Source organism: Methylomicrobium album BG8, assembly GCF_000214275.2.
GTDB classification, from domain to species: Bacteria; Pseudomonadota; Gammaproteobacteria; order Methylococcales; family Methylomonadaceae; genus Methylomicrobium; species Methylomicrobium agile.
The window spans coordinates 2193572-2207037 of record NZ_CM001475.1 but is presented as its reverse complement, the minus strand read 5'-3'; the positions used below and the strand labels follow the sequence as shown (position 1 = coordinate 2207037).

Genomic DNA, 13466 nt, shown 5'->3' with positions numbered 1-13466 from the left:
CGACATCGACGCGACCCGGCTGACTATTGGCGAGAGCGGCGGCACGCAGACGCTGGCCAGCGCCGGTAGAAATTACCGACGCCGCCAGTTTCTCCATCGCCCCCGAACGGCGCGACCAAATCCAGTGTCGACGCCCTGCCGAACAAGAAAACGGCACTACCTCATAATATTGCCGCGGCCGATAACTGGAACGGCCCGATTACGGGAGACAACATCAAGGATCTGACCGATAACGGCATTACCGTCTCGAACCTGCCCGACATCACCGCCACCGTCACTGCCGGCGCCATCCTGACCCGAACCCTCGACTTTTGCCACCGCGGCCGTCATCGATCAGGAAACCGACATCGATCTGCTCGACTTCACTATTTCCAGACTCGCCACTGCGGACAGCATCGCCACATGATCCATCAAGTTGGGTGCATGGCAAAGTAAAATCAGCGCGTGTCAAAACGATCCAGATCCATCACCTTTGCCCATGCCCGGGCGAAGTCCTGCACGAATTTCTCTTTGGCATCGTCCGAAGCATAGACCTCGGCCACCGTACGCAGCTCGGAGTTGGAACCGAAGATCAGGTCGACCGGCGTAGCCGTCCATTTGACCTGGCCGGTAGCACGGTCCCGTCCCTCGTAAAGGGCCTCGGATGACGACTTGGTCCAGTGGGTCGACATATCGAGCAGGTTCATGAAGAAGTCGTTACTCAATACGCCCGGACGGCTGGTGAAGATGCCGTGCTTCGAATGGCCGGCGTTCGCATCCAGTGCCCGCATACCGCCGACCAGCACCGTCATTTCGGGTACACTCAAGGTCAGGAAGTTCGCACGCTCGACCAACATTTCCGCAGGCGAGCGAGAATTATCCTTGCCGAAATAATTGCGGAAGCCGTCAGCTTTGGGCTCCAGCACCGCGAACGACTTGGCATCGGTTTGTTCCTGCGCGGCATCCATACGGCCCGGTTTGAAAGGCACCTGCGCCTTGTAGCCGGCTTTTTTGGCGGCTTCTTCCACGGCTGCCGAACCGCCCAGCACGATCACGTCGGCGAGCGACACTTTCTTGCCGCCTTTCAGCGTCCGATTGAAGTCGTTTTGGATGGCTTCCAGGCGAGTCAGCACCTTGGCCAATTCGGCGGGATCGTTGACCTCCCAATCCTTCTGCGGCGCCAGGCGAATACGGGCGCCGTTCGCGCCGCCGCGCATGTCGGTACCGCGGAAGGTTGCCGCGGAAGCCCAGGCCGTCCTGACCAGCTCCGGAATCGTCAACTCCGAGGCCAAAATCGCCGACTTCAGCTTGGCGGCATCCTTGGCGTCGATCAACTTGTGCGCGACTTTGGGGATGGGATCCTGCCAGATGAAGTCTTCCGCAGGCACTTCGGCACCGACATAGCGCGCCTTGGGCCCCATGTCGCGATGGGTCAGCTTGAACCATGCCTTGGCAAAAGCAAGCTCGAACTCCTTGGGGTTGTCCAGAAACCGCTTGGAGATTTTCTGGTACTCGGGGTCCATTTTCAAGGCGATATCGGTCGTAAACATGATCGGCACATGGCGCTTGCCGGGGTCGTACGCATCCGGAACGAAGTTGGCGCCCTGGCCGTTTTTGGGAATCCATTGTGTTGCGCCGGCCGGGCTCTTGGTGGTTTCCCAGTCAAAGGTATACAGCCACGTCAAATAATCGTGGGTCCAGCGCGTCGGATTGGTCGACCATGCTCCTTCCAGGCCACTGGTGACAGTGTCGTCGCCATGACCGCTGCCACATTTGTTGGCCCAGCCCAAGCCCTGTTCTTCGATGCCGGCGGCGGCCGGCTCCTTACCGACGCACTCGTCCGGCTTGTGCGCGCCGTGCGCCTTGCCGAAAGTATGCCCGCCCGCGATCAGAGCCACCGTCTCTTCGTCATTCATCGCCATGCGGCCGAACGCTTCGCGGATATGCTTGGCAGCCGCCAACGGATCGGGATTGCCGCCCGGCCCTTCCGGGTTGACGTAGATCAGTCCCATCTGCACGGCGGCCAGCGGTTTCGCCAGCTCACCCTTGACGTCGTGGCGCTCGTCGGCGAGAAATTTCTTTTCCGCTCCCCAATTGACGTTCTCGGCTTCCCAGTCGTCCGCCCGCCCGCCCGCGAAACCAATGGTCTTGAACCCCATGTCTTCCAACGCCACGTTGCCGGCCAGCACCATCAGGTCGGCCCAGGACAGCTTGCTGCCGTATTTCTGTTTGACCGGCCACAACAGGCGCCGGGCTTTGTCCAGATTGACGTTATCCGGCCAGCTGTTGAGCGGTTCGAAGCGTTGCTGTCCGCCGGAAGCGCCGCCGCGCCCGTCGAAGATGCGGTATACGCCGGCGCTGTGCCAGGCCATGCGGATGAAAAACGGACCGTAATTGCCATAGTCCGCCGGCCACCAGGATTGAGAGGTATGCAGTACGCCGGCAATGTCCTTTTTCACCGCTTTCAAGTCTAGGGTTTTAAATTGTTCGGCATAATTGAACGCTTTGCCCAAGGGGTTGGACTCGACCGAGTTCTGGCGGAGCGGCTTCAGATCCAGTTGTTCCGGCCACCAGAAACTGTTCATCGTCGGCTGCGGCTCGGCCCGGGCCGGCTCGACCGTCAATACTGCGGATATGGCGACTGCCATTGCAGAAGCCAGGAATGTTCGTTTCATTTTCATAAATGTTCCTTTACTCTTTAATTGGAAGGGTAATGCGAAAAAAACATGTCGGAGAATTTTACGTTTAGACACCTCTAGCGAAAAGGGTCAGCGACTTTCCCACACTTGGCTCATCGCCAAGGATCAAGGGTTCAAGATCGGCACTGCCTTTTTTGTTTTTCATGGAAGCTCTCCTGAATAAGTGACGAACCTATGGATTAGATTTCCGGTAAGCGATAATTTCGGTAGGCATATTTAACCCGATAACGCATTTATTTTGAAATCGATTTTATCGATAAACCCATAGGTGGAATCAATAGAGTGCAACCGTAAGGTGATATTATGTCCGATTGTTCAGCCGAATGGCTTCTCGACCGGCTTTCTACTCCAAAGCGATACAAGAAATTATGAACTTGCGTGACTTGAGCTACCTCGTAGCGGTAGCGGACTTAAGAAATTTCAGTCAAGCGGCTGACCAATGCTCGATCAGCCAGCCCACCTTGAGCACACAGATCAAAAAACTCGAAGATTATCTGGGCGTCAACTTATTCGTGCGCGAGAAAAACGGTGTGGAAGTGACGCAAGCTTGCGAACAAATTCTGCCGATCGCCCGCAGAATTCTCGCCGACGTTCAGACCATTCGGCAAATCGCCGCCCATGCCGGCGACCGTTACCGCAACATGCTGTCGCTGGGGGCGTTTCCCTCTCTGGCAAGCTACGTGCTGCCGGAATATGTATTCCGCATCAAGCAATACTATCCGGATCTCAAGCTTCAACTGGTCGAAGAAAAGACCGATTCGCTCATCGCATTGCTGCTCGACAAAAAGCTGGATGCGGCCTTGTTGGCCTTGCCCGTGGAACATGAAGCGCTGGAATGCCGGTCGCTTTTTGAGGATCCGTTTACCTTGGCCGTATGTGCCGACCATCCTCTGGCTCACCTGGAGGAAGTAGACCTGAACAGGGTAGCCAAGGAGAATCTGCTATTGCTGGATGAAGGGCATTGTTTGCGGGATCAGACGCTGAAGCTGTGCGACCCTTCCCGATTCGTTGAGCATGATTTCCGGGCTTCCAGTCTGGAAACCCTGCGTTTCATGGTCAAGAACGGCGTCGGGGTTACGCTAATGCCCTCCGTCGCCGTCCAGCCCGAGGATAACGACATTCGCTATATCAACATCCGCCAGCGGCCTAGCCGCACTATTGCACTCATCTGGCTGCGCACTCATCCTCGCAGCGCGTTGCTGGAAACCTTGGCGACACTACTGGCATATAAACCGTTACCCTGAGCTTCGCCAAACCGTTCCCGAAACACGGAACCCCAATCCGGACGGCGAATTCTCCCGGACGGCGGAGTTTGCCGCCCGCCGCTTCGAGGCTCAGGAAGACATGCCGCCGTTCCAACCTCAAAGCCCGAACCGATAAAGGTTGAAGCAGGACTAAGGATCTGGTAGGAAATAACTTTCCGGAGTTGATTGCTATGAAAAACGGATTGTTCACCCCCCTCTTTGAAAAAGAAGACTGCATGGGTGCAGGAGGTAGGACAATGCAGAAACGATTGCCGAGAGGCCGGGGGAGATTTATCAAATAAATCCCCCTCGATCCCCCTTTTTCAAAGGGGAAGTTGCTTTTAAGGAGAGCCGATATGTTGAAAGCCATGAAACTGTCAGCCGTACTGGGTATTTTCCTCGCCTCACAGCCCGGATGGGCCCAAACGGCCGACGAATCCGTCACGGCCATTAATATTGCCCTGGATCCGGATGCGGCGCTGATGCTGAACGCAAAAGCCGCCAATGCCCGCCTACGGCGGGACACCCCGGAGGGATTCGCTTTCGATGCTACCCACAAGCCCCACATTACGCTCCTGCAGCGCTACGTGCTTACCGAACGCCTCGACGGCCTTTATACCGCGGTCGGCAGAGTCCTCGCCCGCCAGAAAGGCATCGATTTAAAGCTGCAGGCCTCCCGGTACGATTACACCCCCTGGAAAAATAAGGGGATTGAGATCCTGGTCGTCGAGCCGACTCCGGCGCTCCGCGCTCTGCAGCAACAATTGATCGAGGCGGTCGCCCCTTTTACGGTGAAAACGGGAACGGCTGCCGCTTTCTTTGTCACCCCCGCCAAGCCCGACATAAACCCGACGACTGTCGATTACGTTGAGACCTTTATACCCAAGCACGCCGGGGGCAATTACCATCCCCATGTCACCCTCGGTATGGCCTCGCCGGATTATCTGAAGAAAATAATCGCCGAACCCTTTAAAGCGTTCACGTTTTCGCCGGTCGGGGTATCGGTCTATCAACTCGGCAACTTCGGGACGGCGCGGAAGCAACTGAAAACCTGGCCATGGGAACCTTGAAAGTGCCTGTCGGTAAATGGAACCGATAGGCAAAACCGCCCTTTTTTATCCTCCGAATTTCTACCGCCGAACGATAACCGGCTTGTTGGAAAGCTCGTCCGGATTGCGTTCCCCGGAAGGAAAATGGGTTATCAGAATCTTCGAGATGCGTTCGATACCTTCCAGCGAACCTTTCCGGAAGTCGCCGCCACGAAATGCTTCCTGCATGACCTGAGCCAGGCTATCCCATTCGGATTGCGGCACGCGCTTGGCGATGCCTCGATCCGCAACGATATGCACTTCCCGGTCAGCCAGTAACAGATAAATCAATACACCGCTGTTTTCTTCGGTATCCCATACCCGTAGATTCGCAAATACTTCGGTCGCCCGCTGCTGCGCCGACAGGCCGCGCCAAACCCAGGCGGGCGCCAACGCATTTTCGACAGCGAAACGCAGCTCGCCGCGGTGATGGCATTCGGATTGATGCACCGCCGCTTCCACATCGTTGAGTAAGGCAGCGGAAAACGCCAAACGCCAACGCCAAGGCGGCATGAAAGTATGAATGAGCCAACGCTTGACGTTTACCATGAGCCGGACGCGCCCCCGCCGCCGAATCGGCCGCCACCGCCGCCTCCCCAAGAACTTCCTCCGCCGTACCCGCCGCCATAGCCGCCTCCGAAACCGCCGCCGCTGGACCAGCCGCCGTAACTTCGCTGGCGAATGCCGACAATGAAGAAAACCATCAGCCCGATCAGGAATGCCGCGAAACCCAATCCGAACAACAGTGCCCCTACCGCGCCGCTGCCCAAGCCGGCCAGCATTCCGCCCATGACCCGCCCCAGCATGGCGGACAATATCCAGCCCGCGACGATTCCGCCGAACAGAACGAATATAAAAGCCCCACCGTTCTGCTGCCCTGCCGGCGCTTCCTGCGGCGGCGGCAGACGCTCGCCTTCGATCAGGCGCATCAGCTGAGTCACTCCCGCATCGATGCCGCCTGCAAAATCGCCGGCTTTGAAATACGGGGTGATCGTTTCGGCGATTACGCGTTTGGCGATCGCGTCCGGAATCGCCCCTTCCAGACCGTAACCCACTTCCAGCCGCATTTTTCGATCCTCTTTCGCCACGATCAAAAGCACGCCGTCATCGACGTTTTTCCGGCCGATTTTCCAGGCATCCGCCACCCGTATCCCGAATTGGGCGATCTCTTCAGGCTGCGTGGTGGGGACGATCAGAACCGCAATCTGGCTGCCCTGTTTGGCTTCGAAGGCGGCCAATTTATCTTCCAGCGCGTTCGCTTGGGCTGCACTCAGCGTGGAAGTCAGATCGGTGACGCGGTGCGACAGGTCGGGAATCGGCACCAACGCACCTGCTCCCGAAAAAAACAGCAGCAATAAAAACCCAACCCCATAACGCATGAACGGCAGCATCGACAATCCCCTTACTGAGCGGGAGACTCTGCCGGCGCAGGGGCTCCGAAATCGACTTTGGGCGGCTGCGAAATGGCGCGTTCATTTTCTACGGTAAAGCTCGGCTTGGTCTTATAACCGAACAGCATTGAGGTCAGATTGGTAGGAAAAGACCGTACGGTCAGGTTGTATTCTTTTACCGCATCGATATAACGGTTGCGGGCGACCGCAATGCGATTTTCCGTGCCTTCCAGTTGCGCCTGCAGATCGCGGAACAAGCCGTCGGCCTTCAATTGCGGATAGTTTTCCGCCACCCCCAGTAAGCGCGAAATCGCGCTAGTCATTTCTCCCTGGGCCGCAACGAATTTTCGGAAGGCCTCCTCATCGTCGACCAGTTCCGGCGTAGCCTGGATCGATCCCACTCGAGCCCGCGCCTGCGTCACCTCCGTCAACACGCCCTTTTCATGCGAGGCATACCCTTTAACCACGTTGACCAGGTTAGGCACCAAGTCGGCGCGGCGCTGGTACTGGTTCAATACCTCGCCCCAGGCGGCTTTGATGTTCTCATCGCCCGACTGCAGCGTGTTATAGCCGCAACCGGACAACATCATCGCGATGAATGAAGTCAATAACCATTTAAACATTTCGGTTTTCCTCATTTTTGTTTCAAAAAATCTGTTTACTTCGACGTCAAAACACGGGCAAATATGAATGCGCGCGGGACGATTCTGTTGAAAAATTACTGTTCCCGCCGGCAACGCACCGTAAGCCGATATTATTAAACCTATTAAGCTTAAGCCGGCCCTTAAAAAATCGTATTTAAGAGCCAGTTTGAAATGAAGTAAATCGTTAAAAACAGTCTGTATTCTATGACTTAACGCAGCCGGTAACAATTCCGGCCGGTTATTTACAGTGGGAGTTCGATTGCGATTTCAAGATTATAAAAATGACGTCTTTTTTAGCCGGCTATTTCCCGGCTTCATTTACCGCGCTCTCATTCAACTCGGCCTTTCGAATAGCATTTCGTCACCAAATATCGTGACATGAAACGGAAGTTGCAGTAAGTTGCTGCCGGTCCAGACAAACCTGCCACAACAGCAATGAGAAAAAATCCGTCATCGCCGCAAAATTTATCGGCCGAACACTTGCTTCAGCACCTGCCCGTCTCGGCTTTCGTGCTGAACGCCCGGCATCAGGTCGTGATCTGGAACAAGGCCTGCGAGCAACTGACCGGCCTGAAAGCGGAAGAAATGATAGGCAGCGATCGGCATTGGCAAGGCTTCTATACCGAAAAACGCCCCTGCCTGGCGGACTTGCTGCTCGACGACAGTCTCGGCGACGTCAAGGGACTGTATGAATGGGCCGGCGCCCCCGCATCCCGGACCGATATTTACCATACCGAAAACTGGTGCCCGATGCCGGACGGCCGCCGGCTGTATCTGGTGATCGATGCCTGCGCGATCCATGACGAAAACGGCGAAGTCGCGGCAGTCGTCGAAACCCAGCGCGACCGCACCGAGCAGCGCCTGATGATGCAGGCGCTCGGCGACAGCGAACAGCGGATTTCTTCGATTCTCGGCTCGGCAATGGACGCGATTGTAACGATCGACGAACGCCACAACATCACCTTATTCAATGCGGCGGCCGCGCGTATCTTTCGCTGCGCCGCCGACTTCGCGATCGGCCAGCCGTTCGAACGCTTTATCGCCCCGCGGTGCGCCCCGTTATTCAAACAATTCGTCGTTTTCGACAGTGCCATTAAAACGCCCGCCTGGGTGCCGGAAGGGCTCAGCGCCCGCCGGGCGGACGGTGAGGAGTTTCCGATCGAAGCGACCTTTTCGCCGCTGGAAGCCGGCGGTCAAAAACTCTTTACGATCATCCTGCGCGATGTCAACGACCGCCGCCTTGCCGAACAGAAACTGGAACGGCTGCAGCAGGAAAAAGGCTATCTGCAGGAAGTGATCAACGACGAACACAACCCGGGCGATTTCGTCAGCGGCTCCAAGGTGATGCGGACCGTGATGGAACAAGTCCGGATGGTCGCCCGCACCGATACCCCGGTGCTGCTGCTCGGCGAAACCGGTACCGGCAAGGAACTCCTGGCGAGGGCGATCCACGAGTACAGTAGCCGCAACGCGGCAATCCTGGTCAAGGTCAACTGCGCGGCGCTCCCTGCCGAGCTGATCGAAAGCGAACTGTTCGGCCATGAAAAAGGCGCCTTTACCGGCGCGATTCAGCAGCGCAAGGGCCGTTTCGAACTGGCCGACGGCGGCACGCTGTTCCTGGACGAACTGGGCGAGCTGTCCATGCCGGCACAGGCCAAACTGCTCCGGGTACTGCAGGAACAGGAGTTCGAGCGCGTGGGCGGCAGCGAGACGATCCGGGTCGACGTGCGGGTGATCGCAGCCACGAACCGCAATTTGCCCGAAGAGATCGCGGCGGGCCGCTTCCGGGCCGACCTCTATTACCGGCTGAACGTGTTCCCGGTCGAAGTACCGGCACTACGGCAGCGGAGTGCGGATATTCCGCTGCTCGCGCGTTTTTTCCTGACCAAATATGCGAAAAAATTGGGCAAGCATTTCGATGACATCGAGCCTGCGGGCCTTGAGCAGCTAAAGCACTACGCCTGGCCCGGCAATGTCCGCGAATTGCAGAACGTGATCGAGCGGGCGGTGATTCTGTCGCAGGGCTCGCAGCTGGAAATCCCCCCTTTGCAGCCGTACCAAGACAAGCCCTCTTCTCTATCGGAAAAACCGAAAACGCTCGAATCGCTGGAGCGGGAACATATCCTGCACACATTGAAAGAAACCGGCTGGGTCATTTCCGGCCCGAAAGGAGCCGCCGCGATTCTCGGCATGAATCCGAATACCTTGCGCTCCCGCATGCTAAAGCTCGGAATTTCCCGAACCGGCTGACGTAGGGTACGCTGTGCGTACCATTGAATGCCAAAGGTATTGGGCAGTCGTAGTACGCGCTATGCGTACCGTGATTTAACACCTATCGGTACGCACAGCGTACCCTACTTTTTAACTCATCTCTTGGTGTCGCTTATGTCACACTTTCGACGTGCTCATATTCCCGGCGGCTCATTCTTCTTTACTGTGGTAACGGAACGGCGAGCTCCGATTCTCTGCACCGATACCGCCCGCACCTTCCTGCACACGGCCATTCGAGAATGCCAACGGCGTTGGCCGTTTCGGATCGATGCGCTGGTTTTACTCGACGATCATCTTCACGCCCTTTTGACTCTGCCGGAAGGTGATTCCCATTATTCGGCGCGTTGGGGATGGATCAAAAAGAAATTTACCAAAGCATATCTCGCTGCCGGCGATAGCGAACAAGCCCTTAGCGCTTCACGGATTCGTCAAAGACGGCATGGCGTTTTCCAACGCCGGTTTTGGGAACACACGATCCGGGATGAAGACGATTATGCGCGGCATTTCGATTATATCCACTATAACCCGGTAAGACATGGATATGTGGAATCGGTGCAGGATTGGCCTTATTCGACTTTTCACCGCTGGGTTAAGCAAGGCGTTTATCCGCCGGATTGGGGCAGTAAGGTACACGGCGTCATGGAGTTCGATGATTTGGATATTACCGCTATGGAATAAAGGTACGTTATGCCTCTTTGAGTTTTATGGTACGCACAGCGTACCCTACGATGGAGTCACGATATTTCGTTAAATTTACGATATTTAGCGAGACCGAATTCTCTACATCGTTTTGTTTTTGCTGCTTTATTTTTTAAATAATTGATTTAAAAAATATTTATTCTAATTTTTCACTCCCGGCATGACTCTTGCTGTACTACGGATAATCTCACCTAGCGGTGATTTCCGAAGATACCCAACCATGACCGAAAACGATAACACCGCCCGGGCCGCCTGGGCGACCTTGACTCACGACAGCCTCAACAGCGCGGAAACAGGCGAGCACGCGCTGACCCGGACGCAATTTGTCTTCCTGAACGTCGCCCTGCTGCTCGGCAATATCCTGGTGCTGTTCAATACCGGCGCTTTTGCCTCGATCAGCCTGCACGCAACCGGCGGCCTCGGCGTCAGTCCAAGCCATGCGGGCTGGATGCAAAGCTATTATTTCGTCAGCCTGGCTTTGGCGTTGCCGGTCAGTTCCTCGCTGTCGGCCGCTGTGGGCGAAGTCCGCCTTTATCTGGCTGCGATGGCCGGGATGGCGCTGGCTTCGTTGCTCTGCGCCGCGACGTCCGACCTGTCCTGGTTCTTAACAGGGCGGGCGCTGCAGGGCTTTTTCGGCGGACTGACCATTCCGCTGTCGCAAACGCTGCTGATGCGCGAATACCCGGAATCGACCAAGTCTTTCGCAGTCTCGCTATGGAGCATTGCCGCGCTGAGCCCGTTTACGCTGGGACCGGCGGCCGGCGGCTGGATTGCGGATCAATGGGGATGGCGCTGGCTGTTCTACTTGAACATCCCCCTGCCCTTATTGTCTTCGGCTCTGGTCTGGGCCTTGTTGTTCGACCGGTATTCCACTGGGCGGAGAACGCGGTTCGACAAAACCGGCTTTCTCTTGCTGGCCGTCCTGCTGTTCTGCCTGCAGACCGTACTGAACCAGGGACAGGACGCCGACTGGTTCAACTCGCCCGGATTGATCGCTACCGCGCTGACGGGCGCGGCAATGCTGGGCTATTTCATCGTTTGGGAACTGGCGGAACGCTCGCCGCTGCTCGACTTGCGCTTGTTCGGCCAGCGCAATTTCGCAATCGGCAGCCTGCTGCTGAGCCTCGGCTTCATGATCATGTACGGCTTGCTGTCGGTGCTGCTGGTGCGTTTGCAGACAGTCGCCGGCTACACCTCGTTTCTGGCCGGCAGCGTGCTGCTGCCTTTGGTGTTCCTGGCCAAACCGATCGCAAGCGTCATGCACCGGATCGTGCACCGCTTCGACGCCCGCCTGCTGGTCTGCATCAACATGCTGCTGTTCGCGCTGTTTTGCGGCTGGACCAGCCGGTACGACTTCTTCGGCCGCGGCGGCTGGTTTACCCAGCCCTTATGGACGCAGATACTGGAAGGCTTTTGCCTGGGCGGCCTGTTCGTACCGTTGACCACATTGTTCCTTTCCGGATTGGCGCCGAAACGGCAAACCCAGGCCGTCGAACTGGGCGGCCTGCTACGGGTGATGGGCGGCAGCGTAGCCTCCCCCTTATTCGGCGTATTCTGGGAACGGCGTACCGCCTTCCATCAAAGCCGCCTGATCGAAAGCTTTTCACTGTACGACGGCTGGTCCGCGCACACGATCGACCGCCTGCACGACGCCGGCCTGCACGGCACCTTAGCCACCGCAAGGCTTGCCGCTCTCGCAGGCCAGCATGCCGCAATCCTGGGGCTGAACGACACGTTCAGGCTGTCGGCCTGGCTCTTCGTAGGCCTTGCGGGACTGGTCTGGTTTGCCGCCCCGGCCGGGCCGAAACCCGCCGCATCCCCAAAGGAAGACAGGCGCCTGGAAGCTTTGGAAGACTTGGTAGAGGAGCCGTAACAATGAGACTGGTTAAAATCGCCCTGCTCGCGACTGCTTTATCTCTGAGCGGCTGCGCCCTGCTGCCGGAAAACGGCGTACGCGCCAAACCGATCGCACCGCCCAAACTGGCCCAGACGCTCGCAACCGATTCGCAGGCCGAGAAGATCGTACAGGAATGGCCCCAGGCGCAATGGTGGCAGGCATTCCGCAATCCCGAGCTGACCCGTCTGATCGAAACGGCACTGCGGGATAATCCCGGCTTGCGCGTGGTTTCCGCGCGCCTTACCCAGGCGGAAGCCGCCGCGGATTTTCAGGCTGCCGAAATGCTGCCGAGCATTCATGCCAGCGTCGAACTGCATCACCGGCGTTTTTCGGCGACCGATTTTTACGGCCCCAACGGCGGCAAAACCTTTACCGGCGCCTACATCGACCCCCTAGTCTTCCGCTATCACCTCGACCTGTGGGGCAAGGATAAAGCCGCACTGGAAGCAGCGCTCGGCCAGGAAAAAGCGCAAGCGTCGGAGCTGGCGATGTCACGGCTGCTGCTGAGTACCGCGATCGCCCGCAGCTATTTCAGCTTATGCGCGGCCGGGGAGGATGTCGAGCTGGCCCGTGAATTGAGCGGGAAAATCGAAGAAAAACACCAACTGGCGGAACTGCGCTGGCAGCGCGGATTAAGCAATCAGGATCCGGTTTACGCCAGCCGGCAGCAACTGGAAGCGGCGCGCCAGCGGGAGACCCGCACACGTCACATCGCCCAGCTATTGCGGAACCGGCTGGCAGCTCTGGCCGGGCAAGGGCCGGATTGGGGAAAATCCGTTCGAGCCGCCCGCAATGAAATCCTCGGCTATCTGCCGAAGCCGGAAACGGTGGCCTTGGGCCTGCTGGCGCACCGGCCGGACGTGGCGGCAGCGCTATGGCGGGTGGAATCGGCCGCCCAACGGGTCAAAGTCGCGAAAACCCATTTTTATCCCGACATCGATCTGGTGGGTTTTGCCGGCCTGCGCAGTCTGAATCTGAAGGATCTGTTTCTTTCGCACGGCGCCAGCGTCGCCTACGGCATGGGACCGACCTTGACCCTGCCGATTTTCGAAGGCGGGCGCCTGGAGGCGGAATTGAAGAACCAGGAGGCCGGCTACGACGCCGCGGTCGAAGGCTATAACGACACCCTGCTGACCGCCGTACAACAGGTCGCCGACAGCCTGGCCGAATGGCGGCAGAGTTCCGAGCACGAAGCTTCCGAAGCACGTGCGCTGAAAGCGGCCGAAGCCGAATCCGGGCTGGCCCGTAAGCGTTTTCAGGCAGGACTCAGCGATCGCGACGGCATGATCGATGCCGAAACAGCGCTGATCGAGCAGCGGCTCACTGCCAGTGAACTGCACAACGCCCGTCTTCTGGCCGCCGTAGGTCTGATCGAAGCCCTGGGTGGCGGTTATGAAAACAGTGAAGCCGCGGCGTTGAAAAACCGCATGATAAGGTAGGGTGGATAAGCAAAGCGCATCCACCAAAGCCGGCCCGGTGGATGCGCTGCGCTTATCCACCCTACACGAATTTTAACGACAATGATGCTTTAATCGCCCAGAGAGGCAGACAGTC

The 13466-nt window shown here is 57.5% G+C and carries 10 protein-coding genes; 6 read left to right on the top strand and 4 right to left on the bottom strand.

The features are described from left to right. Positions 1-437: 437 nt before the first annotated feature. Positions 438-2654, bottom strand: coding sequence for a catalase/peroxidase HPI (gene katG / locus METAL_RS09490; protein WP_281023985.1), 2217 nt, complete (start codon positions 2652-2654; stop codon positions 438-440). A 392-nt stretch (positions 2655-3046) separates the two neighbouring features. Here katG and METAL_RS09485 point away from each other — a divergent pair, with 392 nt between their 5' ends. Together METAL_RS09485 and METAL_RS09480 are read left to right on the top strand one after the other, a co-directional pair. Continuing rightward, a complete protein-coding gene (locus METAL_RS09485) occupies positions 3047-3922 on the top strand; it encodes a LysR substrate-binding domain-containing protein (RefSeq protein ID WP_005371789.1) in 876 nt (291 codons plus the stop codon). A gap of 356 nt (positions 3923-4278) precedes the next feature. Continuing rightward, the gene (locus METAL_RS09480) at positions 4279-4992 is read left to right on the top strand and encodes a 2'-5' RNA ligase family protein (protein ID WP_005371787.1); all 714 of its coding nucleotides are present in this window, start codon (positions 4279-4281) and stop codon (positions 4990-4992) included. A 60-nt stretch (positions 4993-5052) separates the two neighbouring features. On the opposite strand, the gene METAL_RS09475 is transcribed toward METAL_RS09480, so the two are convergent. Genes METAL_RS09475 through METAL_RS09465 form a run of 3 tightly spaced genes read right to left on the bottom strand, consistent with a single transcriptional unit; the run spans position 5053 to position 7024 of the window. Next, positions 5053-5523: a TPM domain-containing protein gene (locus tag METAL_RS09475; RefSeq protein ID WP_245549504.1), complete on the bottom strand. Its 471-nt coding sequence runs from the start codon at positions 5521-5523 to the stop codon at positions 5053-5055. Between the two features lie 29 nt (positions 5524-5552). Beyond that, positions 5553-6401: a TPM domain-containing protein gene (locus METAL_RS21850; RefSeq protein ID WP_005371783.1), complete on the bottom strand. Its 849-nt coding sequence runs from the start codon at positions 6399-6401 to the stop codon at positions 5553-5555. 11 nt (positions 6402-6412) lie between these two features. Next, the gene (locus METAL_RS09465) at positions 6413-7024 is read right to left on the bottom strand and encodes a LemA family protein (RefSeq protein ID WP_005371782.1); all 612 of its coding nucleotides are present in this window, start codon (positions 7022-7024) and stop codon (positions 6413-6415) included. A 456-nt stretch (positions 7025-7480) separates the two neighbouring features. Here METAL_RS09465 and METAL_RS19940 point away from each other — a divergent pair, with 456 nt between their 5' ends. From METAL_RS19940 to METAL_RS09445, 4 genes are all read left to right on the top strand, one after another. Further along, the gene (locus METAL_RS19940; protein ID WP_005371780.1) at positions 7481-9295 is read left to right on the top strand and encodes a sigma-54-dependent Fis family transcriptional regulator; all 1815 of its coding nucleotides are present in this window, start codon (positions 7481-7483) and stop codon (positions 9293-9295) included. Positions 9296-9430: 135 nt separating this feature from the next. Beyond that, the gene (locus METAL_RS09455; RefSeq protein WP_005371778.1) at positions 9431-9994 is read left to right on the top strand and encodes an REP-associated tyrosine transposase; all 564 of its coding nucleotides are present in this window, start codon (positions 9431-9433) and stop codon (positions 9992-9994) included. Between the two features lie 241 nt (positions 9995-10235). Further along, positions 10236-11888: a DHA2 family efflux MFS transporter permease subunit gene (locus METAL_RS09450; RefSeq protein ID WP_005371776.1), complete on the top strand. Its 1653-nt coding sequence runs from the start codon at positions 10236-10238 to the stop codon at positions 11886-11888. Positions 11889-11890: 2 nt separating this feature from the next. Beyond that, positions 11891-13351 (top strand): efflux transporter outer membrane subunit, encoded by a 1461-nt coding sequence (locus METAL_RS09445; RefSeq protein WP_005371774.1) that lies wholly within the window; start codon positions 11891-11893, stop codon positions 13349-13351. Positions 13352-13466: the final 115 nt, after the last annotated feature.